Origin of the sequence: Modicisalibacter sp. 'Wilcox' (assembly GCF_010993675.1) — a bacterium.
Taxonomy (GTDB): domain Bacteria; phylum Pseudomonadota; class Gammaproteobacteria; order Pseudomonadales; family Halomonadaceae; genus Modicisalibacter; species Modicisalibacter tunisiensis.
Genome location: NZ_WNXF01000012.1, coordinates 25,266 through 50,878 on the forward strand (window position 1 = coordinate 25,266; position 25,613 = coordinate 50,878).

Genomic DNA, 25,613 nt, shown 5'->3' on the forward strand with positions numbered 1-25,613 from the left:
TTATCCGAACGTCGATGTCATGGTCATGAGCCAGGAAGGCGCGCATGGCTGACGACGCCAGCGGCAGGTCGACGCCGGGCCGGACTTCGCCAGACACAAGGAATCGAGACGCTATGGACAAATCGCTGCGACGCCTGTGCGGTGTCGGCCTGGTCGCCCTGCTGCTGTCGGCTTGCGCCGGCCAGTCACCGATCACCGGCAAGCCGGCCGGCGGGGCGGATCCCGCCGAACTGTTGAACCAGGCCCAGCGTCAGAGCGGTGCCGACGCCGCCAGGACCCGGCTCCGGGCTGCCGACATCCTAGCACGCCAGGGCGAAACGGCGCAGGCGCTGCAGGTCACGCGAACACTCGATGCCACCCAGCTTTCTCCGCCGGCTCGCCGCGACTGGGCCCTGCTGCAGTCGCGTCTGGGCATCACCCAGGAAGACGGCCGCAGCGTGCTCCAGGCTACCGATGTGCTCGACAGCGACATCCCGCTGTCACGCGACCAGGCGCTCACCCTGCGCTACCGCCGCGGCCAGGCGCAGGGCATGGTCGGCGAACCGCAGGCCGCCGTGGAGACCCTGATCGCCCTGCAGCGCGACGACGCTCCCTTCTCGCTCAACGACGACATCTGGCGCCAGCTGACCCGCCTGCGCGGCTCGGCCCTGCAGGACCTGACGCCCCGGGACCGCCTGACCCGCGGCTGGGTGGACCTGCTGACCCTGCAGCGTCGCAACAGCGGCGACATCGCGGGGCTGTTCGCGCGCATCGACCAGTGGCGCGCGCGCTACCCGAATCACCCGGCCGCCCGCCGCCTGCCCAAGGACCTGCAGGCCCTGCGTGACCTGCGTGGCCGTGACGTGCGGCATGTCGCCGTCTTCCTGCCCGAATCCGGCCCGCTCGCCGGGGTCGCCAAGGCGATCCGCCAGGGCATCGAGACCCGCCACATGAAGGCGCTCGACCAGGGCGAGCAGACCCCTCAGCTGCACTTCTACGACACCAGCCGCAGCGACCTGCAGACGCTCTATGCCCAGGCCGCCATGGCCGGCGCCCAGGTGGTGCTGGGGCCGCTGGACAAGGACAAGGTCTCGCAGCTCGAGACGCGCGGCGCCGTGCCCCTGCCCACCCTGGCGCTCAACTACGGCGTGGCGGAGGCCAACCAGGCCGAGGATCTCTTCGAGTACGGACTGTCCGCCGAGGACGAGGCCCGACAGGCGGCCCACCGCGCCAGCCTCGACGGCCACCGGGTCGCCGGCATGCTGGTCCCCGACAACGACTGGGGCGGCCGGGTCGGCAGCGCCTTCCGCGACGCCTGGCAGCAGGAAGGCGGCCGGGTTGCCGCCGAGGTGCGCTACGACCCGCAGGGTTCGGTGTCCCATGCCGTGCAGAAGCTCCTCGCCACGCACAACCAGCATCCGCAGCGCCATCTGGACGCGCTCTTCCTGCTGGCCCTGCCGCCCTATGCGCGCCAGGTGCCGCCGATGCTGGAGTTCTACTACTCCGCCGACCTGCCCATCTACGCCACGTCCCACCTCTACGAGGGGCGCCCCCAGCCGCGCCAGGACCATGACCTGAACGGCGTGCAGTTCGTGGAGATCCCTTGGCAGATTCCCGAGGCCGCCGTGGGCGGGGCCGACGCCCTGCCCTACCATGCCAGCTACCAGGCCCTGCACGACGGCAGCGACCCCGCCCTGTTCAAGCTGGAAGCGATGGGCGTCGACGCCTTCGAGCTGGCCCGTCGCCTGCCGCTGCTGCAGGCCGCCCCCGGCGTCGAGGTGTTCGGCGCCACGGGCATGCTCAGCGCCACGCCGGACGGGCGCATCCACCGCGAGCTGCCCTGGGCGATGTTCGTCGACGGCGTGCCGCAGCCACCGCTGGCCGTGCTCGCCCCCCAAGACGCCGGCAATCTCATGCTCGGCCCGGGCGACGACACCGCCGGCACGCCGGATGGCGAACCGGGCGCCGGCGAACCGACCCCCGACGCCGCCACGGCCGACCATGCCGCGCCCTGAGCGTTCACGGGAACGCGGCGCGCGTCTCGAGCGCGCCGCGGAAGGCTGGCTGCAGGCTCGCGGACTGACGCCGGTGGCCCGCAACCAGCACGCCAAGGGCGGTGAACTCGATCTGGTCATGCGGGACGGCGAGACACTGGTGTTCGTCGAGGTGCGCCATCGCGCCGATGCCCGACACGGCCATCCGCTCGAGACGATCACCGCCGGCAAGCAGCGTCGCCTGATCCAGGCGGCGCGTTTTTATCTCCAGCGCCACGGATTATCATGTCCGTGCCGCTTCGATGTGGTGGGTATCATCGGGACTCCGCCCGAGCTGGAGTACACCTGGATACGCGCGGCCTTCGAAGCGTTCTGACCGCTACCGGACCTCTGACACGACATGGATTTTCAATCGCGCATTCTCGGCCACTTCAACGCCAGCATCGACACCAAGACGTACGCCAGCGAAGTCCTGCCGCCCTTCATCGAGGTCGCCAGCCAGATGATGGTCCAGTGCCTGGTCAACGAGGGCAAGATCCTTGCCTGCGGCAACGGCGGCAGTGCAGGCGACAGCCAGCACTTCTCCTCGGAGCTGCTCAACCGCTTCGAGCGCGAGCGCCCGAGCCTCCCGGCCCTGGCGCTGACCACCGACACCTCCACGCTGACCTCGATCGCCAACGACTACAGCTACAACGAGGTGTTCTCCAAGCAGGTCCGGGCGCTCGGTCAGCCCGGCGACATCCTGCTGGCGATCTCCACCAGCGGCAACTCGGCCAACATCGTGCAGGCCATCCAGGCCGCCCACGATCGCGACATGGCCATCGTCGCGCTCACCGGGCGCGACGGCGGCAACATGGCCTCGCTGCTGGGCCAGGATGACTGCGAGATTCGTGTGCCGGCCACCTCCACGGCGCGCATCCAGGAGGTCCACCTGCTGGTCATCCACTGCCTGTGCGACCTGATCGACGAACAACTTTTCGGCAGCAGCGAGTAACTACCATGAAGAAGACGAAAGCGCTTACCCCGGCATTCCTGGCACTGGCACTGGGCCTCGGCGGCTGCAGCGTGGTCAACGAGGTGGCCACACCCGCGCCCCAGGGCGAGGACTACAGTACGCGCACCCCCGGCATGAAGGTCGAGGACGAGAACATCGAATCCAAGATCCATGACGCCATGGCCCGGACCGATGCGCGCCTGACCGACGCCCGCGTGGGGGTGAACAGCTACAACGGCGTGGTGCTGCTGTTCGGCCAGGTACCCAGCCAGGAGCTCAAGGACAAGGCCGAAAGCATCGCCCACGACACGCGCCAGGTCCGCAAGGTCTACAACGAGCTGGCCGTGGCGGCCAACCTCCCGCTGGGGCAGCGCCTGAAGGACGACTGGCTCGAGACCCGCGCCCAGACGGAAATCGCTGCCAACAAGGGCATCGACGCACGCCACGTGGAGGTGATCGCGGAAAACGCCACTCTCTACCTGATGGGCATGGTGACCCGCGATGAGGCCCAGCGCATCGTCAATGAAGTCTCGGACATCAGCGGCGTGCAGCGCATCGTCAAGATCTTCGACTACCTGAACTGACGGCACTGACGCAACGACGCCGCGAGGCTCGGCCCCGCGGCGTCGTTGCGATGGTCCTGGCGGATTCGCCAGCAGCGCTACTTGATCACGCGCAGCGACGGACGCCCCTTCTTGCGATCCCGGGACGAAGCCTCGCACTCCTCGTCCTCCGCCGCGGACGTCTCCGCTTCCTCGCCACGACCCTCGACGCTTTCCAGCGACGGGCGTGTCTCACGGGACGGCGCCTCCGGCGCGCCGGCCTCGTCGGCCTCCTCAGCACCGGGCATCACCGGCTCGTGGCCGAAGACCATGCCGACCCCGTTCTCGCGGGCATAGAGGGCGATCAGGGCCTCGCAGGGCACGATGACCTGCATCGGCTGCCCCCCGAAACGGGCGTTGAAGGTGATGACGTCATTCGCCATGTGAAGCTCGCGCACCGCACTCGGCGCGACATTGAGCACGATCTGCCCGTTCTGGACGAACTGCGACGGCACCTGAACCCCGTCGTGCTCGGCATCGACGACGATGTAGGGTGTATGGTCGTTGTCCAGCAACCACTCGTACAGGGCGCGGGCCAGATAGGGACGGCTAGACTGCATGCACAGACCCTCCGATGACACGGCCGCCGGGTGGCGGCCGCACTGTGAATTCAGGTGCGCATCTCGCGCTCGGTCTCGGTCAGCGACGCCTTGAAGGCCTCCCGCGAGAACAGCCGCTCCATGTAGCCCATCAGCGGCTTGATCTGCTTCTCCGGCAGCTCGATGCCCAGTGCCGGCAGCCGCCAGAGCAGCGGCGCCATGCAGCAGTCCACCAGCGAGAACTCCTCGCTCATGAAGTACGGCATGTCCTCGAAGATCGGAGAGATGCCGACGATGCTCTCGCGCAGCTCCTTGCGGGCCCGCTCGGCGTCCTTCTTGCTGCCGGAGACGATGGTCTCGACCAGCGGGCACCATTCCCGCTCGACGCGATGCATCCACAGCCGGCTCTGGGCCCGCGCCACCGGGTAGACCGGCAGCAGCGGCGGATGCGGGAAACGTTCGTCGAGATACTCCATCATGACCTTGGACTCGTAGAGCACCAGGTCGCGATCCAGGAGCGTCGGCACGCTGTTATAGGGGTTGAGATCCGCCAGTTCGGCGGGACGGCTGTCCTCGCCGACCTCGATGATGTCGACGGCGACACCCTTCTCGGCCAGCACAATGCGCACGCGGTGACTGTAATGATCATCGCTGCCGGAGTAGAAGGTCATGGACGACCGCTTGGCCACTACACCCATGTAACAGTTCCTCGCATCAGTTCGAGCGGTGCATGATAACACGAGAAGCCCGGCGCAAGGGCAGCCCCGATCATGCTCTCCGCAACCCGGCGCAACCCGCCGGCCGGCTTGCCCACGGCAGAATTGAAAACGCCCGGGCCATTGGCCCGGGCGCCTGTGCGGTCGCGATGCCGCGTCGTCTTAACGCTTGGAGAACTGCGGACGACGGCGCGCCTTGCGCAGACCCACTTTCTTGCGCTCGACTTCGCGAGCGTCGCGAGTCACGTAGCCGGCTTCGCGCAGCGGCTTGCGGAACTCTTCGTTGTAGCTGATCAGCGCGCGGGTCAGGCCATGGCGGATCGCGCCGGCCTGGGCGGAGCCGCCGCCACCGGTGACGGTGATGTAGGCATCGAACTGCTCGCCGGTCTGGGTCAGCTCGAACGGCTGGCGCACCACCATCTGGGCGGTCACGCGGCCGAAGTATTCACCCAGCTCGCGGTTGTTGACGGTGATCTTGCCGGTGCCCGGCTTGAGGAATACGCGGGCCGTGGAAGTCTTGCGACGGCCGGTACCGTAATACTGCTGTGACATGGCGAAATATCCTTTAGATGTTCAGTTCTTGCGGCTGCTGCGCGGCATGCGGATGCTCGGTACCGGCATAGACCTTGAGCTTGGAATACATGGCACGGCCCAGCGGCCCCTTCGGCAGCATGCCCTTGACGGCCGCCTCGATGACCCGCTCCGGCGCGTGATCGATCATCTGCTCGAAGTTCATGGAACGCAGACCGCCCGGATAGCCGGTATGACGGTAGTAGTTCTTCGCCTGGGCCTTGTTGCCGGTCACGCGGACCTTCTCGGCGTTGACCACGACGATGTAGTCGCCGGTGTCGACGTGCGGCGTGTACTCGGGCTTGTGCTTGCCACGCAGGCGGCGAGCGATTTCGGTGGCCAGGCGACCGAGTGTCTTGTCCGCAGCGTCGACGACATACCAGTCGCGCTTGACGGACTGCGGCTTAGCACTGAACGTCTTCATGGATTGAATCACCAATTGATGTATTGGGCCTTGCGCCATCGGCGGTTGGCCATCCCTATTTTTCTTGGTTGCCGGCCTGCGATGAGCCGACAACGGTCGAGCGAGCGCGCATTGTACATGCTTCACTCGCCCAGGTTAAGGGGCCGCATCACGGTTTGTGGGGCAGCGCCAGGTATTCCCGCGACTGCATCTCCTGCAGCCGGGAGAGGGTCCGCTCGAACTCGAAGGCCAGGCTGCCCTCGGGGTAGAGCGACGCCACCGGCACGGCCGCCGACATCAGCAGCTTGACGCCGCGATCGTAGAACTCGTCGACCAGATTGATGAAGCGCCGGGCCTGGTCGTCGCTGGCTCGCCCCATCTGCGGCACGTTGGCCATCAGCACGGTATGAAACTCGCGCGCCAGCTCGATGTAGTCGTTCTGGCTACGCGGCCCGTCGCACAGGGTCGCGAACTCGAACCACACGACGCCTTCGTGCAGCCGCCGGGCCGTCAGCACGCGATGATTGATCTCGATCGGCACGTCGGTCTCCCCGTCCGTGCCGGCCACCTTGCGGAAGCTGCGTTCCAGCTGCCGATCCGCCGCGTCGTCCAGCGGCGAATGGAACAGGGGGACGTGTTCGAGCGCGCGCAGGCGATAGTCGACCCCGGCATCGACGTTCACCACCTCGCAGTGACGCTTGACCAGATCGATGGCCGGCAGGAAGCGCGCTCGCTGCAGGCCGTTCTTGTACAGGTCGTCGGGCACGATGTTGGAGGTCGCGACCAGCACCACGCCCTGGGCGAACAGCGCCTCGAGCAGGTTGGCCAGAATCATCGCGTCGGTGATGTCCTTGACGAAGAACTCGTCGAAGCAGATCACCCGGGCTTCCGCCGCGAACTTGGCGGCGATCAGCGTCAGCGGATTCTTCTCGCCGCGATAGTGGTCGAGCTCGTTGTGCACCCGCTGCATGAAGCGATGGAAATGGGTGCGCATCTTGTCCGGAAACGGCAGTGCCTCATAGAAGGTATCGACCAGGTAGGTCTTGCCGCGACCGACACCGCCCCAGAAGTACAGCCCCTGAACCTCGGGCACGTCCGGCCGGCTCGGCACGCTCTCGCGCTTGCCGAACAGGCGGGCGACGCGCGACTTCAGGCCGCTGCCGGCGTCGGCGCCGCCCGGCGCCAGTTCGCGGCGCGGCGTGGCGACCAGGTCGTCGTACAGTCGCTGAAGATGGGCGACGGCCCGCTCCTGGGCGGCATCATGCTGAAAGCCCTCGCGCTGCAGGTCACTGCGATAGCGTTCGATGGGCGTGTGCGCGGCGGCCTGCCGGCCACCGGCGGAAGATGGCGTGATGGACGAGGTCATTGTCGTCGAACGGTCCTCGGCTGCGGTCAATGAGCCCGCTATTATACGCGCCGACGCCGAATGAATCATGGGCGACGCCATGCGTTGACCCGCGCGCGACCCTGCCCCGTATAATATTCTCGCCCGGGTACCACAGGACCGGACCCGGCCGGCCATGCCTCCGGCATGGCAATCGCGAGCAATCAAGGGGAACGACGTGTATCAGAGCAACATCGATTGGATCCTGGCCATCGCCGGCTTCTTGGCCGGCGTGGGTGTCGGCGCGCTGGGCTATCACCTGCTCAACGCCAATGTCGCCCGCAACCAGAAGACCCGCCAGCGGCTGGCGGAGAGCGAGCTGGAACTCAGCCAGATGCGCGGCCACCTCAACGACCATCTGTCCCGCGCCGCCGACCTGGTGACCAACATCCAGCGCCAGAGTCAGGAGCTCGAACGCCAGCTGGCCCGCAGCGCCGAGCAGCTGAGCGACGATCCGGCGCTCAAGCGCCGTCTCGGCGGTGCCGACGGCGAGCCGGCCGAAAGCGACGCGGCAGAGGTCTCGACGACCCCGCGGGACTACGCGGACGGCAGTCACGGCACCCTGTCCGAGGACTTCGGCCTGCAGCGAGACGACGACACCGTCCGCAACGGCGAAACCCCGGTCCGCTACTGAGCGAACACGTCGGCACATGCCTCCCTTGCCCCGGCGCCCGGACGGGCGCCGCGGTTCTTCCGCCCCGCGTCCGCCCCATCAGGCCGGATTGTCGATATCCACGAAACGGTGCTCGACGCCCAGCTCGGCGGCCAGCCATTCGCCCAGCGCCTGAACCCCGTAGCGCTCGGTGGCGTGATGGCCGGCGGCGAAATAGCTGATGCCCATCTCGCGCGCCATGTGGGTGGTACGCTCGGAAATCTCGCCGGAGATGAAGGCGTCCGCTCCCGCCTCACAGGCTCGAGCGATCATGTCCTGAGCGCCGCCGGTGCACCAGGCGACACGACGAATCGCCCGCTCGTGCCCCGGCACCGTCATCGGCTCACGCCCCAGCCGCGACGCCAGGTGCGTGCTCATCGCCCGGGTATCCAGCGCCTGCGGCGGCTCGCCCAGCCAGAGCAGCCCCTCGCCGAGTTCGCCATCGGCACAGCCGTCGACCCGGAACCCCAGACGCTCGGCCAGCTGCGCGTTGTTGCCCAGCTCGGAGTGGGCATCCAGCGGCAGGTGGTAGGCCAGCAGGTTGATGTCATGGGTCAGCAGCGTCGCCAGGCGCCGGCGCTTCATGCCGGTCACGGCCACCGGCTCGTTCTTCCAGAAGTAGCCGTGATGCACCAGCACCAGATCGGCCTGCCAGGCCACCGCCTCGTCCAGCAGGGCCTGGCAGGCGGTGACACCGCTGAGCACGCGGCCCACCGACTCGCGCCCGGCCACCTGCAGGCCGTTCTCGGTATAATCCTTGAAGCGTTCGGGCGCCAGCAGTCGGGTACAGGCGTCCACCACGCGATCACGTGCAACCATCACTCCTCCAGCATTCGATTCACGGCAGTGTTACAATCCGCCCATTGTAATGGCTGCCTCCACCGGCTTCGAGACACCCGGTGCACGCCTCCCGCATCCAAGGATTTTTCATGCGCCGCTTCGTGATGCCCCTGCTCTGGCCCGTGATCACCGGAATTCTGCTGGCCGTGGTGCTGCTGGATCAGTTCCCGCGACTGCTCGGCAACCCCGACTCCGCCGCCGCTCCCGAGACGGTCTCGCCGCCCGCGGCGACGGCGACACCCACCGCCGACGCCCCAACACGGGCTGCCCCCGAGCTGCGCGAGGCCGCTCCCATGAAGCGCGGCGCGGGCCCGGTCAGCTACTCCACCGCCGTCGCCGTGGCCGCGCCGGCGGTGGTCAATGTCTACTCCTCGCGAGTGGTCCAGCGCGAACAGCACCCGCTGATGTCCGACCCCTTCTTCCGGCAGTTCTTCGGCAAGGACATGCCCCGCCGCCAGCGCCTGCTGTCCAGCCTGGGCTCGGGGGTGATCGTCAGTGACGAAGGCTATGTCCTGACCAACAATCACGTGATCCAGGGCGCCGACCAGATTCAGGTGGCGCTGCGCGACGGTCGCGAGACCCTGGCCACGCTGGTCGGCACCGATCCCGACAGCGACCTGGCGGTGCTGAAGATCGACCTCGGGAAGCTGCCAGTGATTCGCCTGGCCGACTCCGAAAAGATCGCCGTGGGCGATGTCAGCCTGGCCATCGGCAACCCGTTCGGGGTCGGCCAGACGGTTACCATGGGCATCATCAGCGCAACGGGGCGCAACCATCTGGGGCTGTCCGCCTACGAGGACTTCATCCAGACCGACGCGGCGATCAACCCCGGCAACTCCGGGGGCGCGCTGGTCAACGCCCAGGGCGCGCTGGTGGGCATCAACACGGCGATCTTCTCGCGCTCGGGCGGCTCGCAGGGCATCGGCTTCGCCATCCCCACCAACCTGGCACGCGAGATTCTCCGCCAGATCATCACCCACGGCCGGGTGATTCGCGGCTGGCTGGGCATCGAGGCCCAGGAGATCACCCCCAATCTGGCGGCCTCGTTCGGCCTCAAGGCCGCCCAGGGCGTGGTGATTTCCAGCGTGCTGCCCAACGGTCCAGGCGACAAGGCCGGACTGCAACCCGGTGATGTGATGACCGCCATCGACGGCAAGCCGATTCTCGACCCCCGCGTGGCCATGGCCGATATCGCCGAGATCAAGCCCGGCACACAGTTGCCGGTGACGATCATCCGCGGCGGCGAACGTCGCACGGTGACGATCGAAGTGGGAGAACGCCCGATACCCAACCAGGGCAATCCGTCAGGCTGAGGCGAAGGGCGCCGCCGGCTCGGCAGCCGGCGGCGGGTGGCGCCTAGTCGGCGTCAGGGATGCGGTTCTCGGCGGAGCGGGCGTGGGCGGTGAGCGACTCGCCACGCGCCAGCACGGAGGCGGTGCGCCCCAGGGTCGCCGCGCCCTCGGCGGAACAGTGGATCAGCGACGAGCGCTTCTGGAAATCGTAGACTCCCAGCGGCGACGAGAAGCGCGCCGTGCCCGAGGTGGGCAGCACGTGGTTGGGCCCGGCACAGTAATCACCCAGGGCTTCCGCCGTGTAGCGGCCCATGAAGATGGCACCGGCATGGCGCACCTGCGCCAGCAGGGCGTCCGGCTCAGCCACCGACAGTTCGAGATGCTCCGGCGCGATGCGATTGGTCAGCGCCAGTGCCTCGTCGCGATCACGGCAGCGAATCAGCGCACCACGGGCCTGCAGCGACTGGCGAATGATCGCCTCGCGCTCCATGGTGGGCAACAGCCGCTCGATCGCCGCCTCGACGGCATCCAGGTGGGCGTCGTCCCAGCTCACCAGGATCGCCTGGGCGTCCTCGTCATGCTCGGCCTGCGAGAACAGGTCCATGGCCAGCCACTCGGGATCGGTACCGCCATCCGAGACCACCAGGATTTCCGACGGACCGGCGATCATGTCGATGCCCACCTGACCGAAGACCGCCCGCTTGGCGGTAGCCACGTAGATATTGCCGGGGCCGACGATCTTGTCGACCCGCGGCACGCTCTCGGTGCCGTAGGCCAGTGCAGCCACCGCCTGAGCACCGCCCACGGTGAAGACCTTGTCGACCCCCGCCAGGTGCGCCGCGGCCAGCACCAGCTCGTTGAGCACCCCGTCCGGTGTGGGCACCACCATGATGATCTCGCTCACCCCGGCGACATGCGCCGGGATCGCGTTCATCAGCACCGATGACGGATAGGCCGCCTTGCCGCCGGGCACATAGATACCGGCACGGTCCAGCGGGGTGATCTTCTGCCCCAGCACGGTGCCGTCCGCCTCGGTGTACTGCCAGGATTCGGGCTTCTGATGCTGGTGATAGCGCCGGATGCGCTCGGCAGCATGTCCCAGCGCCTCCCGCTGCGCCTCGGGCAGGCCCTCGTAGGCCGCGGCCAGGCGCTCGGCGGACAGCGTCAGCGACGCCATGTCCGCGACCGAGAGCCGGTCAAAGCGCGCGGTCAGCTCGACCAGCGCCGCATCGCCGCGGCTGCGAACATCCTGAAGAATGCCCGCGACACGCGACTGCACCTCCGCGTCGGACACGCCTTCCCAGTCCAGCAGCCCATCCAGCCGCGCCTCGAAATCCGTCTCGCGGGTGTCGAGCCGGGGCATCGTGAAATTCGCTGTGGCACGCTCGGCCATCGGTGACACTCCTCTTTCTCTCGCTCGGTACAAGCCGTTCGTCACTCGCGCACCGGCGCGCCGCGACGCGTGGCGACCGCATCGCGCAACCGCTCGATCAACGGCTTGAGACGCGCATGCTTCATGGTCATCGACGCCTTGTTGACCACCAGACGTGTGCTGATGTCGGCGATCAGCTCACGGGGCTCCATGCCGTTGGCACGCAGCGTGTTGCCCGTGTCGACGATGTCGACGATCTCGTCGGCCAGATTCATCAGGGGCGCCAGCTCCATGGCCCCGTACAGCTTGATGACCTCGGCCTGAATGCCCTGCTCGGCATAGTAGCGTCGCGCCAAGTTGACGAACTTGGTCGCCACACGACGCCGTGCATGCACCGGCACCGCGCCGGTGATGCCCGCCGTCATCAACCGGCAGCCGGCGATCTCCAGGTCCAGGGGCTCGTACAACCCCTCGGCGCCATGCTCGAGCAGCACGTCCTTGCCCGCCACGCCCAGGTCGGCGGCACCCATCTGTACATAGGTGGGCACGTCCGTGGCACGGATCACCACCAGCTTGACGTCCTCGAGATTGGTATCGAACAGCAACTTGCGGCTCTTGCCCAGATCCTCGGCCGGCTCGATGCCGGCATCGGCCAGCAGCGGCAGGGTTTCCTCGAGTATGCGCCCCTTCGACAGGGCCAGAATCAATTGCTTCGACATTGCGACAACCGCGGTTGGTGGGTGCAGGTCAGCCGGCCACCGCCCCGGCACGCGCCGGGACGAGGCGACACCTCAGTGCCCGGGAACGCGACGGATCCGGGCCCCCAGTAGTTGAAGTTTTTCCTCGATGCATTCGTAGCCACGATCGATGTGATAGATGCGATCGACCAGGGTCTCGCCCTCGGCCACCATCGCCGCCACCACCAGGCTGGCCGAGGCCCGCAGGTCGGTGGCCATGACCGGCGCGCCGGACAGCGTGCCGACGCCGGAGACCACCGCCGTGTTGCCCTCCAGCGCGATGTCGGCGCCCATCCGCTTGAGCTCCTGCACGTGCATGAAGCGGTTCTCGAAGATCGTCTCGACGACCCGTCCCGTGCCCTCGGCGACACAGTTCAGGGCCACGAACTGGGCCTGCATGTCGGTGGGAAACGCGGGATAGGGCGCGGTCCGCACGCTCACCGCTCGCGGACGACGTCCACGCATGTCGAGCTCGATCCAGTCGTCGGCATGGCGCACCGTGGCACCGGCCTCCTCGAGCTTGGCGAGCACAGCCTCGAGGATGTCGGCACGGGTGTTGCGGACCCGCACATGCCCGCGGGTCGCGGCCGCCGCCACCAGGAAGGTGCCGGTCTCGATGCGGTCCGGCATCACGTCGTAGTGGCAGCCGTGCAGCCGCTCGACGCCCTCAACGGTGATGGTGTCGGTGCCGTGGCCGCGAATCCTCGCCCCCATGGCGATCAGGCATTCGGCCAGATCGACCACTTCCGGCTCGCGGGCGGCGTTTTCCAGCACCGTGACACCGTCGGCCAGCGCCGCCGCCATCAGCAGGTTCTCGGTACCGGTCACGGTCACGGTGTCGAAGAAGATGGTCGCGCCCTTCAGGCGCCCCCGGGTACGCGCCCGGATGTAGCCGCCCTCGACCCGGATGTCGGCGCCCATCGCCTTGAGCCCCTGGATATGCAGGTCGACCGGGCGCGTGCCGATCGCGCAGCCGCCCGGCAGCGACACGTCGGCGGCACCGAAGTGCGCCAGCAACGGGCCGAGCACCAGGATCGAGGCGCGCATCTTCTTGACCAGCTCGTAGGGCGCGTGACTGTCGCGCACCTGGGAACCGTCCAGCTGGATGGTCATCTTCTCGCCCATCACCGGCTCGACCCCCATGTGGCCGAGCAGCTCCAGCGTGGTGGTGATGTCCTGGAGGTGCGGCAGGTTGCCGATGGTGACCGGCTCGTCGGCGAGCAGCGTGGCCGCCAGGATCGGCAGGGCCGAGTTCTTGGCCCCGCTCGCCCAGACCTCGCCCTCGAGCGGCCCGTTACCGGTGATGATCAGCTTGTCCATGTGATCGTATCACTCGACCCGGGGGTTTTCGGGCGCCGACTGCCACTGGGTCGGCGTGTAGGTCTTGATGCTCACCGCATGCAGGGCGCCGCTGGCGATCTCGTCGGAAAGTGCCGAGTAGATCAGCTGCTGGCGCTTGACCGGCGACAGGCCGTCGAACACGTCGCCGACGGCGATGACCTGGAAATTGCAGCCTTCTCCCTGAATGAAGAATTCACATCCGTCGATGCGGGCTTCGAGCAAAGCCTTGACGTCACTGGGTTGCATGGGTCGCGGCGACTCCTATCGGCAATGAAGCACCCGCCGAACCGGTCGGCGGGTCATGAATCTCGTGAATCGCCCATGGTAATGAAAAGCGCCCCGAATGGCGATGGCGTCGGCCTGCCCGGGGTCTATTCGGCGGTCTCGAGGCGGGGCAGCAGCGGTTCGAGGCCGGCCATGGCGGTCAGCCGGGCCAGCGGCGCCGAAAGACACACCCCGGCCACCTCGAGCTGCCCCCGCCGGGCACAGCGCAGCCACTCCAGCATCACGCTGAGCGCGGCACTGCTGGCGCGATTGACGCCGGTCAGGTCGAAACGGACTCGAGCCCCGGCGGCCTGCGCGTCGAGCCATTCCCGGCCTTGGGCGGCCAGTGCCGTCGCCACGTCGAAGTCCGCCTCGCCGCTGGCCAGCAGCGTCATGTCGCGCACCTCGAGCCGCACTCCGGCCTGCTCGAGCAGCAGGGTCACCCTTGGCTCCCCTTTTCCAGCTCGTCGGTGCCAACCTCCGGCGCCCAGTTGCTGATCACCGCGTCGTAGTCGTGGTTCTGGTCGCGCATCGCCTGGTCGAACTGGTTGCGGAAGGTCAGCCCCAGGTTGATGCCGTTGACGATCACGTTGACCACCTTCCACTGACCGTCATCGGTGCGGCGCAGGGTGTAGTTGACCGGGTAGACCTTGCCGTCGTCGGCGACCACTTCCATGTCGACGCTGGCCTGATCCTCGTAGCGGCCGGTGGTGCTGCCGACCACCCGTATATCGCGATAGTCGAAGGTCACCAGCCCCTTGGCATAGGTGTCGATCAGCGTCTGGCGGAAGGTCTTGGCGAAGCGCGAGCGCTGCTCGGGCGAGGCGCTGCGGAAATAGCGCCCCATCACGCTGGCGGCGATATAGTGGAAATCCGCCACGTCCCGCAGGCTGTCGTCGACCAGCGCCTCGAGCTCATTGGTGTGCTGAGTGTAGTAGTCCTTGCGCCCTTCGAGCTTGTCCATCAGCTGATTGACGCTGTTGCGGATCATCTGCTCGGGGTTCTGGGCCTCGGCCAGGGCAAGCTGACTGATCAGCAGCCCCCCCGTCAGCAGCAGCATGGCCAGCCAGCCGAAGGACCTCGGGTACCTTGCGATCGTCTTCATCGATAACCTCCCGTGACTCAGTTCTTCACCATGTTCGAGACAAACTGCTGAATCAGCTCTTCCAGCACCAGCGCCTGCTGGGTATCGCGGATGGTATCGCCATCCTTCAGGGTGTCCGGAGCCCCGCCAAGCGACAGGCCGACATACTGTTCGCCGAGCAACCCGGCGGTCAGGATCGCCGCGGTGCTGTCACGGGGCAGCTGCCCCTCCAGCTTGCTGTCGATGGCCATGGTGACCCGGGCGTCGTACCACTTGGGGTCCAGCTCGATGCCGGTCACCTGACCGACTTCCACCCCCGAGACCGTCACCTTGGAGCGCACCTTGAGGCCGCCGATGTTGGCGAAATTGGCGTTCAGAGTGAAGGTGTCGCCCCCCACGCCGCTGCCCAGGCCGCTGACGCGCAGCCCCAGGAACACCAGCCCCAGAATGCCGGCCAGCATGAACAGGCCGACACCAAACTCCATCATCTTGCTGCGCTTCATCCGATCTCTCCAAACATCATCGCCGTCAGCACGAAATCCAGCCCCAGAATCGCCAGCGAGGAATACACCACCGTGCGCGTGGTCGCCCGCGAGATGCCTTCCGAGGTGGGAATCAGGTCATAGCCCTGGAACACGGCGATCCAGGTCACCACCATGGCGAACACCAGGCTCTTGATCAGCCCGTTGCCGATATCGGCGACGAAGCCCACGCTGCCCTGCATGTTGCTCCAGTAGGAGCCCTCGAACACGCCCAGCCACTCGACGCCCACCAGGTACCCCCCCCAGATGCCCACCACGCTGAAACCGATGGTCAGCAGCGGCAGCGACACGAAGCCGGCCCACAGTCGCGGGGCGATCACCCGGCGCAGCGGGTCGACACCGATCATTTCCATGCTGGTCAGCTGCTCGGTGGCCTTCATCAGCCCGATCTCGGCGGTCAGCGCGGAGCCCGCCCGCCCGGCGAACAGCAGGGCCGAGACCACCGGTGCCAGCTCGCGCAGCAGCGACAGGGCCACCATCTGCCCCAGCGCGTCCTCGGCACCGAAGTCCACCAGAATGGTGTAGCCCTGCAGGGCCAGCACCATGCCGATGAACAGCCCCGACACCAGCACGATGGCCAGCGACATGACACCGACGAAGTGCATCTGGCGCAGCCACAGGCGAATGCCCTCGCGCGACGGAATGCCCAGGCAGGACAGCATCAGGAACAGGCCGGCCCGCCCCAGGGCATCGATCATGTCCAGCGTGCCGCGCCCCAGTGCCATGATCTGGCGCACCGGCTGACGGCGCGATGCCCCGCGGCGACGTGCGTGCTCATGACTCACGATGACGCCCTCCCCGTCATGATATCGGTGAAATAGTCCGGCGCCGGATAGTGGAAGGGCACCGGGCCGTCCGGCTCACCGTGGATGAACTGGCGAACGCGATCGTCCTGGTCGACGTTCAGGGTCGCGGGCGTGCCGTGGGCCATCACCTGACCATCGGAAATCACGTAGACGTAATCGGCGATCGACAGCGTCTCCTTGATGTCGTGCGACACCACCACCGCCGTCAGCCCCAGCGCCTGATTGACCGTCTTGATCAGCTGCACGAGCACCCCCATCGAGATGGGATCCTGGCCGACGAAGGGCTCGTCGTAGAGGATCAGCTCGGGGTCCAGCGCGATCGCCCGGGCCAGCGCCACCCGGCGCAGCATGCCGCCGGACAGCTCGGAGGGCATCAGGGCACGCGCCCCGCGCAGGCCCACGGCCTCCAGCTTCATGAGCACGATGTCGCGAATCATCGCTTCCGGCAGGTCGGTGTGCACCCGCAGCGGGAAGGCCACGTTCTCGTAGACGGACAGATCGGAAAACAGCGCCCCGCTCTGAAAGAGCATGCCCATGCGCCGGCGCAGCCGGAACAGCGTGCGGCGCGGCAGGCGATGAACATCCTGGCCGGCGATGCGCACCCGGCCGGCATCCGGATACAGCTGGCCGCCGATCAACTTGAGCAACGTGGTCTTGCCGGTACCACTGGGGCCCATGATCGCCGTGATCTTGCCGCGGGGGACCTGCAAGTCGAGGCCGCGAAAGATTTCCTTCTCGCCACGTGAGAAATGCAGCCCCTCCACATCGACGAGCAACGAATCGTCCATTGGCGCAACCTGATGAGCGGAAATTATCGAACATTGTATCCTAACTAATATTACTGTTGCCATACCCCACTGACGGCGCTTGCAAGCCCCCCGCGCAACCCGTTTAATGGGCGACCGTTCATCCGCGACGCCCGTATCGGGCGCCCATCTCCCGACCGGCACCCACGACGACGTCATGACCATCGATCCCCAGTTCGCCTTTCGTGACAGCGCCCGCCGCACCCTGCACATCGAACAGCAGGCCATCGCCGCGCTCGAGGGCAAGCTTTCGGACGACTTCGACACGGCCTGCCGCCTAATGCTGACCTGCCAGGGGCGCGTCGTGGTCACCGGCATGGGCAAGTCCGGCCATGTCGCTCGCAAGATCGCCGCCACCCTGGCCAGCACCGGTACGCCGGCCTTCTTCGTGCACCCCGGCGAGGCCAGCCACGGTGACCTGGGCATGATCACCCCGCGCGACGTGGTGCTCGCCCTGTCGAACTCCGGCGAGACGGCCGAGGTCACGGCCCTGCTGCCGCTGCTCAAGCGCATGGGAACCCCGCTGATCAGCATGACCGGCCGCCCCGGCTCCACGCTGGCCCGCTACGCCCAGGCGCACCTCGACGCCGGCGTGTCCCGCGAGGCCTGCCCCCTGGATCTCGCCCCCACCGCCTCGACCACCGCCGCCCTGGCGCTGGGCGACGCCCTGGCGGTGGCCCTGCTCGAGGCCCGCGGCTTCACCGCCGAGGACTTCGCCCTGTCGCACCCCGGCGGCAGCCTCGGCCGCCGACTGCTGCTCAAGGTCGAGGACCTCATGCACACCGGCGAGCGGCTGCCGCGCGTGACGCTGGGCAGCCCGCTGCGCGACGCCCTGCTGGAAATCACCCGCAAGGGGCTGGGCTTCACCTGCGTGATCGATGCCGACGGCCGGCTCTGCGGGGTCTACACCGACGGCGACCTGCGCCGCACCCTCGATCAGCACGCCAACCTGCATGACCTGAGCGTCGATGCCGTCATGACGCGAGGCGGCAAGCGCATCCGCGCCGAGGTGCTGGCCGCCGAGGCCGTCAAGCTGATGGAGGACAATCGCATCACCGCCCTGGCGGTGGTCGATGCCGACGAGCGCCCGATCGGCGCCCTGCACATGCACGACCTGCTGGCCAGCGGCGTCATCTGAGCCGAGCCCCGCACCCCGCCCACCGACAGGAGGAGAACGCCATGGTTCTGGATCCGCGCCTCAATCACCCGCGCCTCGTGGAATGCGCCCGCCGCGTCAGGCTGCTGGCCCTCGACGTGGACGGCGTGATGACCGACGGGCGGCTGCACTTTCAGTCCGACGGCCAGGAGATCAAGAGCTTCCACACCCAGGACGGCCAGGGCATCAAGCTGCTGCGCCAGGCGGGCATCGAGATCGCCCTGATCACCGGGCGCACCTCGTCCATGGTCAGCCGCCGCGCCGCCGCACTGGGCATCGAGCACGTCTATCAGGGCAACGACGCCAAGCTCGACCTGCTGCGCCAGCTGCTCGACAAGCTAGGGCTGAGCTGGGAGCAGGCAGCCTACTGTGGCGACGACCTGCCCGATCTGGCCCCCATCCAGCGCGCCGGTCTGGGCATCAGCGTGCCCAACGCCCCGGACTACATCCGCCGCCACGCCGACTGGGTCACCGCCCGCAGCGGCGGGCACGGCGCGGTCCGCGAGATCTGCGATGGCCTGCTCGAACTGCAGGGACACTGGGCGTCGGTACTCGACACCTACCTCCACGGCCAGGGCTGACGCCATGACCCTGTCGCGCCGACGCCTCTCCACCCTGCTGCTGGTCCTGCTCCTGGTGGGCCTGGGCGGCGTGCTGACGCTCATCGACCAGCGCGATGTAGGCCTGCCCGGTCCGGTGCCGACCGGCGAGACCGGCGAGCCGGACTACTATCTGGAAAATGCCCGCCTGACCCGCTTCGATGCCACGGGCCGGGCCTACCAGCACCTGACCACCCCGCGCCTGGCGCACACCCCGGACGATGACATCACTCGCCTGGAAACGCCCCGAGCCCGGCTGGACGACAAGCAGGGCCGCACCTGGCTTGCCACCGCCGACAAGGGTAGGCTGGAGGCCGGCGGCAACCCGCTGGTGCTCGTCGGCGACGCCAAGCTGCAGGCTCCGGAAGAAGGCTGGCAGGTGGAAAGCGACGTGCTCCACTACGATGCCGACACCTACCACGCCTGGAGCGACAGCCGTGCCACGCTGCGCCAGCACCGGCAGCACGCCAGCGGCGACCGGCTCGACGCCTGGATCGACACCGGCCGCATGCGCCTGAACGGCGACGTTCAGGGCTTTCATCCGCCGATCAGCCCACAGGGAGGAACCTGATGCGCCCCTATCTTGCCGGCCTCGGCCTGACCGCACTGGCATTGTTCGCCCCCGGCGTCTCGGCGCTGGAAAGCGATGCCCGGCAACCCATCAACGTGGCGGCGGATCGCCTGGATCTCGATGATCGTGCCGGCACCGCCGTCTACACCGGCGACGTCAACCTGACCCAGGGCAGCATGGTGCTCGAGGCCGAACGCGTCGAGATCGAACGCAACGACCAGGGCGAGGTGACCCAGGTCACCGCCACCGGCGACAAGCAGCGCGCCTACCTGGAGCAGCGCCCCGCTCCCAAGGAGCCCCTGGTGAAGGGCTGGGGCAACACCGTCGTCTACCATGCCGGCGAGCGCCGGGTCGAGCTGATCGGCAACGCCGAGCTTCACAAGGCCCGGGACACCTTCAACGGCGCCTACGTCGAGTACTACCTCGACAGCCGCAAGGTCCAGGCCCGCTCCAGCGCGCAGGGCAGCGATGGCCAGCGGGTGCGCATGACCCTGACACCCAAGTCGTCGCCGTGAACCCGCCGCTTCGAGGAATAGCATGAAGACCCTTGTCGCCCGCCATCTCGCCAAGAGCTACAAGAGCCGCCGTGTGGTCCAGGACATCAGCCTGACCATCGGCCAGGGCAGCATCGTCGGCCTGCTCGGCCCCAACGGAGCGGGCAAGACCACCTCGTTCTACATGATCGTCGGCCTGGTGCGTGCCGATGCCGGCGAGGTGGCGATCGACGACCTGGACCTGAGCCGTGCGCCCATGCACCAGCGTGCCCGCGCCGGCATCGGCTACCTGCCCCAGGAAGCCTCGATCTTCCGCAAGCTGTCGGTGGCCGACAACATCATGGCCATTCTCGAGACCCGCCGGGACCTCGACAGGGCGGGCCGCCGGGCGCAGCTCGAGCAGCTGCTCGAGGAGTTCCATATCGGCCACATCCGCGACAATCCGGGCATGAGCCTGTCCGGCGGCGAGCGGCGTCGCGTGGAAATCGCCCGCTCGCTGGCCACCGAGCCGGCCTTCATCCTGCTCGACGAACCCTTCGCCGGCGTCGACCCCATCTCGGTGGGCGAGATCAAGAGCATCATCCGCCAGCTGCGCGACCGCGGCATCGGCATCCTGATCACCGATCACAACGTCCGCGAGACCCTGGACATCTGCGACAAGGCCTACATCGTCGGCGACGGCCAGATCATCGCCGAAGGCGGCGCCGAGGCGATCCTGGCCAGTGAAAAGGTCCGCGAGGTCTACCTGGGCCACGAATTCCGGCTCTAGCCCGCAGGGCGCACCGCGCCCGCCACCTTGTGGCACACTTATTGCTTATTTACTTGCAAGGCAAGAGGGGCCGGGATACGGTATCCCCGAATCCGTCAGCGAAGTAGGCATGTCATGGCTATGAAACCCACGTTGCAGCTCAGGGTCGGCACGCAGCTGACCATGACGCCCCAGCTGCAGCAGGCCATCCAGTTGCTGCAGCTGTCGACGCTGGACCTCCGCCAGGAAATTCAGCAGGCGCTCGAGTCCAACCCCATGCTGGAGATGGAGGAGGAATTCGGCGAGACCGCGGTCAGCGAAGCGGCCGAGGACGACTGGAACCAGGACATCCCCGATGAACTGGCCGTCGACAGTGACTGGTCCGACACCTATCAGGACTTTGCTTCCGGCGGGCGCAGCGACGAGGGGCCGGACCTCGAGCGCAATGCCGCCGGCGAAAGCCTGCAGGATCACCTCGCCTGGCAGCTTGCCATGGCCGGCCTGGGAGAGCGCGAAATCCTCATCGCCGAGACCCTGATCGACGCGGTCGATGCCGACGGCTACCTGACCGATCCGGTCGACGCCCTCGTCGACGGCCTGCGTGCCCAGGGGCTCGCGGGCCTGCGCGCCCCCGAGGTGGAAGCGGTGCTGATGCGCCTGCAGCAGTTCGACCCTACCGGCGTGCTGGCCCGCGATCTGCGCGAATGCCTGCTGCTGCAGCTCGGCGTCCTGCCCGACGACACCCCTCTGCTGCCCCAGGCCCGACGGCTGGTCCGGCAGTTCCTCGAGGCACTGGCCGCCGACGACCGCAAGCTGCTCAAGCGCCGGCTGCGGCTCGACGACGCCCAGCTCGACAGCGTGATCGCGCTGATCCGCACCCTCGACCCGCGCCCCGGCCAGGCCTTCGACGCCTCCGGCAACGACTACGTGATCCCCGACCTGCTGGCGCGCCGCACCCGCGACGGCTGGCGCATCGAACTCAACCCCGAGGCGCTGCCCCGCCTGCGCATCCAGCCCGACTATGCCGCCCTGATCCGCCGCGCCGACAAGAGCGACGACAACACCTTCATGAAGCAGCACCTGCAGGAGGCACGCTGGCTGATCAAGAGCCTTTCCAGCCGCAACGACACCCTGCTCAAGGTGGGACGCGAGATCATGACCCGGCAGCTGGACTTCCTCGACCAGGGCGAGGAGGCCATGAAGCCCCTGATCCTGGCCGATATCGCCCAGGCGGTGGAGATGCACGAATCCACCATCTCCCGGGTGACCACCCAGAAGTTCATCCACACGCCGCGCGGTGTCTTCGAGCTCAAGTACTTCTTCTCGAGCCATGTCGGCGGCGAGGGCGACGCCCACTCCAGCACCGCCATCCGCGCCCGGCTCAAGAAGCTGATCGGCGAGGAGCCTCCGCGCAAGCCGCTCTCGGACAGCAAGCTGGTCGACCTGCTGGCCGCGGACGGCATCAAGGTGGCCCGCCGCACCGTCGCCAAGTACCGCGAGGCCATGGGTATCCCTTCCTCCAGCGAGCGCAAGCGACTAGCCTGAAAAGGCCCTCGGACACCAGCGTCGACGCATCTGCCTATCGGCGTCTCCCGGGGGTTTGCTAAGCTGCAAAAAGGGTTACAATCGAGCCACCACCCGCCGGAACAGGAGCGTGTCCATGCAAGCGAACATCACCGGCCATCACGTCGAACTGACGGATGCATTGCGTGACTACGTCAACGAGAAACTGACGCGTCTCGAGCGCCATTACGACAACATCACGACGGTTCAGGTGACCCTCTCGATCGAGAAGGAACGTCACCAGGCTGCCTGTACCCTCCACGCTGCCGGTGCCGACTTGCACGCCGAAGCCGAGAACGGCGACATGTACGCCGCCATCGACGCCCTCGCCGACAAGCTCGATCGCCAACTCGTCAAGCACAAGGAAAAGGCTCAGGCCCGCGCGCAAGGCGCCGGGGCTCGCTGACTCCGCCCATCATGACACTGGAAGCCATCCTGCCCCCCGAGCGCACGCTCTTCGCGGTGCCCGGGGGGAGCAAGAAGCGCGTGCTGGAATTCTTCAGCACCTTCATCGCGCAGAACACGCCGAGCCTGGACAGCCAGGAAGTCTTCAGCCGCCTGATCGGCCGCGAGCGGCTGGGCAGCACCGGGATCGGCAACGGCGTGGCGATTCCCCATGCGCGCAACCCACACTGCAAGGCACCGATCGCCGGCTTCCTCAAGCTGCAGGAACCCATCGACTTCGATGCCGTCGACGGCGAACCGGTCGACCTGATCTTCGTGCTGCTGGTGCCCGAGGAGGCGGACGACACCCACCTTGCCCTGCTGGGCCAGGTGGCCGGCATCATGAACGATGCCACCATCCGCGCCCGCCTGCGTCGCAGCGAGAGCCAGCGCGAACTCTACGAGATACTGCTCGAGGCCATCCGCCGCCAGGAAAACGCCCCCGGCGAGACACCCGGGTAGCCGGATCCGTGTCTCGCGTTTCACCGCCATCAGGAGAGCCGCCGCGATGCAGCTCGTGATCATCAGCGGTCGTTCCGGTTCCGGCAAGTCGATCGCGCTTCAGGCCCTCGAGGACCTGGGCTTCTATGCCATCGACAACCTGCCGGCCATGCTCCTCGACCCCCTGATCGACGAACTCCGTCAGGACGATGCCCGCCGCTCCAGCATCGCCGTGAGCATCGATGCCCGCAACGTGCCCACCGCCCTCGAGCGATTTCCCGGGCTGCTCGAGACCCTGCGCGCCCGCGGCCTCGACTGTCAGGTGGTCTACCTGACCTCCGAGGACAAGATCCTGCTCGAGCGCTACTCGGCCACGCGGCGCCGCCACCCGCTGACCCGGGACACCGAGATGACCCTGGCGGAAGCCGTCGAATCCGAGGAGCAGGCCCTGTCGGGCATCCGTGACCTCGCCGACCTCGTCATCGACACCTCCCAGCTGTCGGTGCACGAGCTGCGTGGACGCATCGCCGAACAGGTCGCCCATCACCGCAGCGGCCAGCTCACCCTGACCTTCGAGTCCTTCGGCTTCAAGCGCGGCGTACCACTCGATGCCGATATCGTCTTCGACGCCCGCTGCCTGCCCAACCCCTACTGGGACCCCCGGCTTCGCCAGTTCAACGGCCGCGACCCGGAGATCGTCGACTTTCTCGAGGGCTACCCCGACGTCATCGCCATGCAGGACGATGTCCACACCTGGCTCGATCGCTGGCTGCCGGCCTACCAGGCCAGCAATCGCAGCTACCTGACCGTGGCCATCGGCTGCACCGGTGGCCAGCATCGCTCGGTCTATCTCACCGAACGTCTCGCCGCGATATTCGCCGGGCGCTATCAGGTACGGCTGCGCCATCGGGAGCTGGGCATCAATACCGCCGTGGGGGCGACCCGTGCCGAGCCGTGAGCTGACCCTGACCAACAAGCGCGGCCTGCATGCCCGGGCCGCCACCAAGCTCGTCCAGTGCTGTCAGGGCTACGAGGCCCGGGTCACCGTCCACCACCAGACCCGCTGCGGCGACGCCGCCAACATCATGTCGCTGCTGATGCTCGCCGCCCCCTGCGGCACCTGCCTGACCATCGAGGCGGAAGGCCCCCAGGCCGAGGAGGCCCTGGACGCCCTCCAGTCGCTCTTCGAGGCGCGCTTCGACGAGGAGCAATGACTCGACGCCACCGGGGCGCCGGGGCTGCCGGCTTTTCTTAAGGCAGTGCTAAGATGGCGCCTGCCAGTGTCTACCCGGCCGAGGACGTCAGACCGCATGAGCCAGAATCCCGAACGCTTGCAGCCCCGCCTGGATCGACTCAACGAGGCGCTGGAAAGCGGCGCCCTCGACCAGGCCCGGCGCATGCTCAACCGCGGCCTGGCACCCGTCGATGTCGCTCATCTGCTGGAGTCCACCCCGCCGCGGGAACGCGAGGTGCTCTGGGAACTGGTCGAGTCCGAACTGCAGGGCGAGGTCCTGCAATACCTAAACGACGACCTCCAGACCCTGTTTCTTAACCGGATGAACGCCCAGCAGCTGGTCTCGGCTACCGAGGGGCTGGACGTCGACGACCTGGCCGACCTGCTGCAGCGGCTGCCCAACACCGTCACGCTCGAGGTGCTGGCCTCGATAGAGGCCCAGGAGCGCCAGCGTCTCGAGACGGTGCTCGCCTACCCGGAAGACACCGCCGGCGGGCTGATGAACACCGATGCGGTGACCATCCGCCCGGACATCACCCTCGATGTCGTGCTGCGCTACCTGCGCCGTCACGAGCGCCTGCCCGACACCACCGATGCCCTGCTGGTGGTCACCCGCGGCGACAAGCTGATCGGCAGCCTGCCGATCGAGCGCCTGCTGGTCTCGGACACCACCATGCTGGTTCGCGAATTGATGGATACCGAGAGCGTCAGCATTCCCGCCATGACCCCCGATGCCGAGGTCGCCAAGCTGTTCGAGAAGTTCGACCTGGTCTCGGCGCCGGTGGTCGGTACCGACGGCCACCTGCTGGGACGTATTACCATCGACGACGTGGTGGACGTGATCCGCGAGAACGCCGAGCACCAGGTGATGAGCATGGCCGGCCTGGACGAGGAGGAAGACACCTTCGCGCCCGCCTGGCGCACCAGCCGCCGGCGCGCGGTCTGGCTGGGCATCAACCTGCTCACCGCCTTCCTGGCCGCGGCGGTGATCGGCCTGTTCGAAGGCACCATCCAGCGCATCACCGCCCTGGCGGTACTGATGCCGATCGTCGCCAGCATGGGGGGCATCGCCGGCTCGCAGACGCTGACCGTGCTGATCCGCGGCATCGCCCTGGGCCACGTCGGCGGCGGCAACGTCAAGTGGCTGCTCAACCGCGAGCTGGTGGTGGGCCTGCTCAACGGCCTGCTGTGGGCGCTGGTCATCGCCGCCATCGCGGTGCTGTGGTTCGGCGACCCGGCGCTGGGCGTCATCATCGCCGCGGCGATCGTCATCAACCTGCTGATCGCCGCCCTGGTCGGCACCCTGCTGCCGGTGGTGCTCAAGAAGCTCAACATCGACCCGGCCCTGTCGGGCAGCGTGATTCTCACCACGGTGACCGACGTGGTGGGTTTCATGGCCTTCCTGGGCCTGGCGACCCTGTTCTATCTCTGAGCCACGAACCGGCA

32 protein-coding genes are annotated in these 25,613 nt (G+C 67.5%); 17 read left to right on the plus strand and 15 right to left on the minus strand.

The annotated features are described in order from the left end of the window. Positions 1-113: 113 nt before the first annotated feature. The 4 genes from G7A98_RS11725 to G7A98_RS11740 are packed head-to-tail and all read left to right on the plus strand — an operon-like array spanning position 114 to position 3,551. Positions 114-1,994, plus strand: a complete 1,881-nt coding sequence (locus G7A98_RS11725) for a penicillin-binding protein activator (RefSeq protein ID WP_163649859.1) — start codon at positions 114-116, stop codon at positions 1,992-1,994. Then, entirely contained in the window at positions 1,981-2,349 is a 369-nt protein-coding gene (locus G7A98_RS11730; RefSeq protein WP_163649860.1) for a YraN family protein, read from the plus strand. Before G7A98_RS11725 ends, G7A98_RS11730 begins: the two co-directional genes overlap by 14 nt. 24 nt (positions 2,350-2,373) lie before the next feature. Continuing rightward, on the plus strand, positions 2,374-2,967 hold the full coding sequence (locus tag G7A98_RS11735) for a phosphoheptose isomerase (RefSeq protein WP_163649861.1): 594 nt from the start codon (positions 2,374-2,376) through the stop codon (positions 2,965-2,967). A 5-nt stretch (positions 2,968-2,972) separates the two neighbouring features. Further along, positions 2,973-3,551 (plus strand): BON domain-containing protein, encoded by a 579-nt coding sequence (locus G7A98_RS11740; RefSeq protein ID WP_163649862.1) that lies wholly within the window; start codon positions 2,973-2,975, stop codon positions 3,549-3,551. A gap of 77 nt (positions 3,552-3,628) precedes the next feature. Here G7A98_RS11740 and G7A98_RS11745 read toward each other — a convergent pair whose 3' ends face one another. The 5 genes from G7A98_RS11745 to zapE all read right to left on the minus strand — a co-directional run bounded on the left by G7A98_RS11745 (position 3,629) and on the right by zapE (position 7,163). Beyond that, complete coding sequence (locus G7A98_RS11745; protein WP_163649863.1) at positions 3,629-4,129, minus strand: ClpXP protease specificity-enhancing factor; 501 nt, start codon at positions 4,127-4,129, stop codon at positions 3,629-3,631. A gap of 50 nt (positions 4,130-4,179) precedes the next feature. Beyond that, positions 4,180-4,806 carry a stringent starvation protein SspA gene (sspA, locus tag G7A98_RS11750; protein WP_163649864.1) on the minus strand — a complete coding sequence of 209 codons (627 nt, stop codon included), beginning with the start codon at positions 4,804-4,806 and terminating at the stop codon, positions 4,180-4,182. Positions 4,807-4,986: 180 nt separating this feature from the next. Next, complete coding sequence (gene rpsI, locus G7A98_RS11755; RefSeq protein WP_163649865.1) at positions 4,987-5,376, minus strand: 30S ribosomal protein S9; 390 nt, start codon at positions 5,374-5,376, stop codon at positions 4,987-4,989. A gap of 13 nt (positions 5,377-5,389) precedes the next feature. After that, the gene (gene rplM / locus G7A98_RS11760; protein ID WP_163649866.1) at positions 5,390-5,818 is read right to left on the minus strand and encodes a 50S ribosomal protein L13; all 429 of its coding nucleotides are present in this window, start codon (positions 5,816-5,818) and stop codon (positions 5,390-5,392) included. Between the two features lie 148 nt (positions 5,819-5,966). Then, positions 5,967-7,163 (minus strand): cell division protein ZapE, encoded by a 1,197-nt coding sequence (gene zapE / locus G7A98_RS11765; RefSeq protein ID WP_163649867.1) that lies wholly within the window; start codon positions 7,161-7,163, stop codon positions 5,967-5,969. Between the two features lie 196 nt (positions 7,164-7,359). On the opposite strand from zapE, the gene G7A98_RS11770 reads away from it, so the two are divergent. Further along, positions 7,360-7,815 (plus strand): DUF1043 family protein, encoded by a 456-nt coding sequence (locus G7A98_RS11770; RefSeq protein WP_163649868.1) that lies wholly within the window; start codon positions 7,360-7,362, stop codon positions 7,813-7,815. Positions 7,816-7,893: 78 nt separating this feature from the next. On the opposite strand, the gene G7A98_RS11775 is transcribed toward G7A98_RS11770, so the two are convergent. Further along, entirely contained in the window at positions 7,894-8,652 is a 759-nt protein-coding gene (locus G7A98_RS11775) for a Nif3-like dinuclear metal center hexameric protein (protein WP_163649869.1), read from the minus strand. Between the two features lie 110 nt (positions 8,653-8,762). On the opposite strand from G7A98_RS11775, the gene G7A98_RS11780 reads away from it, so the two are divergent. Beyond that, on the plus strand, positions 8,763-9,986 hold the full coding sequence (locus G7A98_RS11780; protein ID WP_163649870.1) for a Do family serine endopeptidase: 1,224 nt from the start codon (positions 8,763-8,765) through the stop codon (positions 9,984-9,986). Positions 9,987-10,029: 43 nt separating this feature from the next. On the opposite strand, the gene hisD is transcribed toward G7A98_RS11780, so the two are convergent. The 9 genes from hisD to G7A98_RS11825 form a co-directional block, all read right to left on the minus strand. Continuing rightward, positions 10,030-11,358, minus strand: coding sequence for a histidinol dehydrogenase (hisD, locus tag G7A98_RS11785; RefSeq protein ID WP_163649871.1), 1,329 nt, complete (start codon positions 11,356-11,358; stop codon positions 10,030-10,032). A gap of 41 nt (positions 11,359-11,399) precedes the next feature. Beyond that, positions 11,400-12,056 carry an ATP phosphoribosyltransferase gene (gene hisG / locus G7A98_RS11790; protein WP_163649872.1) on the minus strand — a complete coding sequence of 219 codons (657 nt, stop codon included), beginning with the start codon at positions 12,054-12,056 and terminating at the stop codon, positions 11,400-11,402. 72 nt (positions 12,057-12,128) lie between these two features. Then, entirely contained in the window at positions 12,129-13,394 is a 1,266-nt protein-coding gene (gene murA / locus G7A98_RS11795; RefSeq protein ID WP_163649873.1) for a UDP-N-acetylglucosamine 1-carboxyvinyltransferase, read from the minus strand. A gap of 9 nt (positions 13,395-13,403) precedes the next feature. Further along, positions 13,404-13,661: a BolA family protein gene (locus G7A98_RS11800; RefSeq protein WP_163649874.1), complete on the minus strand. Its 258-nt coding sequence runs from the start codon at positions 13,659-13,661 to the stop codon at positions 13,404-13,406. A gap of 125 nt (positions 13,662-13,786) precedes the next feature. Continuing rightward, positions 13,787-14,122, minus strand: a complete 336-nt coding sequence (locus G7A98_RS11805; RefSeq protein WP_163649875.1) for an STAS domain-containing protein — start codon at positions 14,120-14,122, stop codon at positions 13,787-13,789. Next, positions 14,119-14,784 carry an ABC transporter substrate-binding protein gene (locus G7A98_RS11810; RefSeq protein WP_163649876.1) on the minus strand — a complete coding sequence of 222 codons (666 nt, stop codon included), beginning with the start codon at positions 14,782-14,784 and terminating at the stop codon, positions 14,119-14,121. The genes G7A98_RS11805 and G7A98_RS11810 overlap by 4 nt, the downstream gene beginning before the upstream one ends. 17 nt (positions 14,785-14,801) lie before the next feature. Next, positions 14,802-15,266, minus strand: coding sequence for an outer membrane lipid asymmetry maintenance protein MlaD (gene mlaD, locus G7A98_RS11815; RefSeq protein ID WP_163649877.1), 465 nt, complete (start codon positions 15,264-15,266; stop codon positions 14,802-14,804). Further along, complete coding sequence (gene mlaE / locus G7A98_RS11820; protein ID WP_163649963.1) at positions 15,263-16,030, minus strand: lipid asymmetry maintenance ABC transporter permease subunit MlaE; 768 nt, start codon at positions 16,028-16,030, stop codon at positions 15,263-15,265. Before mlaE ends, mlaD begins: the two co-directional genes overlap by 4 nt. 56 nt (positions 16,031-16,086) lie before the next feature. Continuing rightward, positions 16,087-16,899: an ATP-binding cassette domain-containing protein gene (locus G7A98_RS11825; RefSeq protein WP_163649878.1), complete on the minus strand. Its 813-nt coding sequence runs from the start codon at positions 16,897-16,899 to the stop codon at positions 16,087-16,089. 175 nt (positions 16,900-17,074) lie between these two features. On the opposite strand from G7A98_RS11825, the gene G7A98_RS11830 reads away from it, so the two are divergent. The 11 genes from G7A98_RS11830 to mgtE all read left to right on the plus strand — a co-directional run bounded on the left by G7A98_RS11830 (position 17,075) and on the right by mgtE (position 25,599). Beyond that, positions 17,075-18,055 carry a KpsF/GutQ family sugar-phosphate isomerase gene (locus G7A98_RS11830; protein WP_163649879.1) on the plus strand — a complete coding sequence of 327 codons (981 nt, stop codon included), beginning with the start codon at positions 17,075-17,077 and terminating at the stop codon, positions 18,053-18,055. 41 nt (positions 18,056-18,096) lie between these two features. After that, positions 18,097-18,654, plus strand: a complete 558-nt coding sequence (locus tag G7A98_RS11835) for an HAD hydrolase family protein (protein WP_163649880.1) — start codon at positions 18,097-18,099, stop codon at positions 18,652-18,654. 4 nt (positions 18,655-18,658) lie between these two features. Next, entirely contained in the window at positions 18,659-19,243 is a 585-nt protein-coding gene (gene lptC, locus G7A98_RS11840) for an LPS export ABC transporter periplasmic protein LptC (RefSeq protein WP_163649881.1), read from the plus strand. Then, positions 19,243-19,758 (plus strand): lipopolysaccharide transport periplasmic protein LptA, encoded by a 516-nt coding sequence (gene lptA / locus G7A98_RS11845; protein WP_163649882.1) that lies wholly within the window; start codon positions 19,243-19,245, stop codon positions 19,756-19,758. Before lptC ends, lptA begins: the two co-directional genes overlap by 1 nt. 22 nt (positions 19,759-19,780) lie before the next feature. Further along, on the plus strand, positions 19,781-20,506 hold the full coding sequence (lptB, locus tag G7A98_RS11850; protein WP_163649883.1) for an LPS export ABC transporter ATP-binding protein: 726 nt from the start codon (positions 19,781-19,783) through the stop codon (positions 20,504-20,506). Positions 20,507-20,620: 114 nt separating this feature from the next. Then, positions 20,621-22,030, plus strand: a complete 1,410-nt coding sequence (locus G7A98_RS11855) for an RNA polymerase factor sigma-54 (protein ID WP_163649884.1) — start codon at positions 20,621-20,623, stop codon at positions 22,028-22,030. A 115-nt stretch (positions 22,031-22,145) separates the two neighbouring features. Continuing rightward, positions 22,146-22,454: a ribosome-associated translation inhibitor RaiA gene (gene raiA, locus G7A98_RS11860; RefSeq protein ID WP_163649885.1), complete on the plus strand. Its 309-nt coding sequence runs from the start codon at positions 22,146-22,148 to the stop codon at positions 22,452-22,454. A gap of 11 nt (positions 22,455-22,465) precedes the next feature. Further along, positions 22,466-22,954 (plus strand): PTS IIA-like nitrogen regulatory protein PtsN, encoded by a 489-nt coding sequence (gene ptsN / locus G7A98_RS11865; RefSeq protein ID WP_163649886.1) that lies wholly within the window; start codon positions 22,466-22,468, stop codon positions 22,952-22,954. A gap of 46 nt (positions 22,955-23,000) precedes the next feature. Further along, a complete protein-coding gene (gene rapZ / locus G7A98_RS11870) occupies positions 23,001-23,891 on the plus strand; it encodes an RNase adapter RapZ (protein ID WP_163649887.1) in 891 nt (296 codons plus the stop codon). Beyond that, positions 23,878-24,147 (plus strand): HPr family phosphocarrier protein, encoded by a 270-nt coding sequence (locus G7A98_RS11875; RefSeq protein ID WP_163649888.1) that lies wholly within the window; start codon positions 23,878-23,880, stop codon positions 24,145-24,147. Before rapZ ends, G7A98_RS11875 begins: the two co-directional genes overlap by 14 nt. Before the next feature lie 96 nt (positions 24,148-24,243). Continuing rightward, complete coding sequence (gene mgtE, locus G7A98_RS11880) at positions 24,244-25,599, plus strand: magnesium transporter (protein ID WP_163649889.1); 1,356 nt, start codon at positions 24,244-24,246, stop codon at positions 25,597-25,599. The last annotated feature ends 14 nt before the right edge of the window (positions 25,600-25,613 follow it).

What these genes read in the sequence shown, in the direction of transcription:
- G7A98_RS11725 (WP_163649859.1), top strand. Translation starts at nt 114, where the DNA reads ATGGACAAATCGCTGCGACGCCTGTGCGGTGTCGGCCTGGTCGCCCTG.
- G7A98_RS11730 (WP_163649860.1), top strand. Translation starts at nt 1,981, where the DNA reads ATGCCGCGCCCTGAGCGTTCACGGGAACGCGGCGCGCGTCTCGAGCGC.
- G7A98_RS11735 (WP_163649861.1), top strand. Translation starts at nt 2,374, where the DNA reads ATGGATTTTCAATCGCGCATTCTCGGCCACTTCAACGCCAGCATCGAC.
- G7A98_RS11740 (WP_163649862.1), top strand. Translation starts at nt 2,973, where the DNA reads ATGAAGAAGACGAAAGCGCTTACCCCGGCATTCCTGGCACTGGCACTG.
- G7A98_RS11745 (WP_163649863.1), bottom strand. Translation starts at nt 4,129, where the DNA reads ATGCAGTCTAGCCGTCCCTATCTGGCCCGCGCCCTGTACGAGTGGTTG.
- sspA (WP_163649864.1), bottom strand. Translation starts at nt 4,806, where the DNA reads ATGGGTGTAGTGGCCAAGCGGTCGTCCATGACCTTCTACTCCGGCAGC.
- rpsI (WP_163649865.1), bottom strand. Translation starts at nt 5,376, where the DNA reads ATGTCACAGCAGTATTACGGTACCGGCCGTCGCAAGACTTCCACGGCC.
- rplM (WP_163649866.1), bottom strand. Translation starts at nt 5,818, where the DNA reads ATGAAGACGTTCAGTGCTAAGCCGCAGTCCGTCAAGCGCGACTGGTAT.
- zapE (WP_163649867.1), bottom strand. Translation starts at nt 7,163, where the DNA reads ATGACCTCGTCCATCACGCCATCTTCCGCCGGTGGCCGGCAGGCCGCC.
- G7A98_RS11775 (WP_163649869.1), bottom strand. Translation starts at nt 8,652, where the DNA reads ATGGTTGCACGTGATCGCGTGGTGGACGCCTGTACCCGACTGCTGGCG.
- G7A98_RS11780 (WP_163649870.1), top strand. Translation starts at nt 8,763, where the DNA reads ATGCGCCGCTTCGTGATGCCCCTGCTCTGGCCCGTGATCACCGGAATT.
- hisD (WP_163649871.1), bottom strand. Translation starts at nt 11,358, where the DNA reads ATGGCCGAGCGTGCCACAGCGAATTTCACGATGCCCCGGCTCGACACC.
- hisG (WP_163649872.1), bottom strand. Translation starts at nt 12,056, where the DNA reads ATGTCGAAGCAATTGATTCTGGCCCTGTCGAAGGGGCGCATACTCGAG.
- murA (WP_163649873.1), bottom strand. Translation starts at nt 13,394, where the DNA reads ATGGACAAGCTGATCATCACCGGTAACGGGCCGCTCGAGGGCGAGGTC.
- G7A98_RS11800 (WP_163649874.1), bottom strand. Translation starts at nt 13,661, where the DNA reads ATGCAACCCAGTGACGTCAAGGCTTTGCTCGAAGCCCGCATCGACGGA.
- G7A98_RS11810 (WP_163649876.1), bottom strand. Translation starts at nt 14,784, where the DNA reads ATGAAGACGATCGCAAGGTACCCGAGGTCCTTCGGCTGGCTGGCCATG.
- mlaD (WP_163649877.1), bottom strand. Translation starts at nt 15,266, where the DNA reads ATGAAGCGCAGCAAGATGATGGAGTTTGGTGTCGGCCTGTTCATGCTG.
- mlaE (WP_163649963.1), bottom strand. Translation starts at nt 16,030, where the DNA reads ATGGCACTGGGGCGCGGCACGCTGGACATGATCGATGCCCTGGGGCGG.
- G7A98_RS11825 (WP_163649878.1), bottom strand. Translation starts at nt 16,899, where the DNA reads ATGGACGATTCGTTGCTCGTCGATGTGGAGGGGCTGCATTTCTCACGT.
- G7A98_RS11830 (WP_163649879.1), top strand. Translation starts at nt 17,075, where the DNA reads ATGACCATCGATCCCCAGTTCGCCTTTCGTGACAGCGCCCGCCGCACC.
- G7A98_RS11835 (WP_163649880.1), top strand. Translation starts at nt 18,097, where the DNA reads ATGGTTCTGGATCCGCGCCTCAATCACCCGCGCCTCGTGGAATGCGCC.
- lptC (WP_163649881.1), top strand. Translation starts at nt 18,659, where the DNA reads ATGACCCTGTCGCGCCGACGCCTCTCCACCCTGCTGCTGGTCCTGCTC.
- lptA (WP_163649882.1), top strand. Translation starts at nt 19,243, where the DNA reads ATGCGCCCCTATCTTGCCGGCCTCGGCCTGACCGCACTGGCATTGTTC.
- lptB (WP_163649883.1), top strand. Translation starts at nt 19,781, where the DNA reads ATGAAGACCCTTGTCGCCCGCCATCTCGCCAAGAGCTACAAGAGCCGC.
- G7A98_RS11855 (WP_163649884.1), top strand. Translation starts at nt 20,621, where the DNA reads ATGGCTATGAAACCCACGTTGCAGCTCAGGGTCGGCACGCAGCTGACC.
- raiA (WP_163649885.1), top strand. Translation starts at nt 22,146, where the DNA reads ATGCAAGCGAACATCACCGGCCATCACGTCGAACTGACGGATGCATTG.
- ptsN (WP_163649886.1), top strand. Translation starts at nt 22,466, where the DNA reads ATGACACTGGAAGCCATCCTGCCCCCCGAGCGCACGCTCTTCGCGGTG.
- rapZ (WP_163649887.1), top strand. Translation starts at nt 23,001, where the DNA reads ATGCAGCTCGTGATCATCAGCGGTCGTTCCGGTTCCGGCAAGTCGATC.
- mgtE (WP_163649889.1), top strand. Translation starts at nt 24,244, where the DNA reads ATGAGCCAGAATCCCGAACGCTTGCAGCCCCGCCTGGATCGACTCAAC.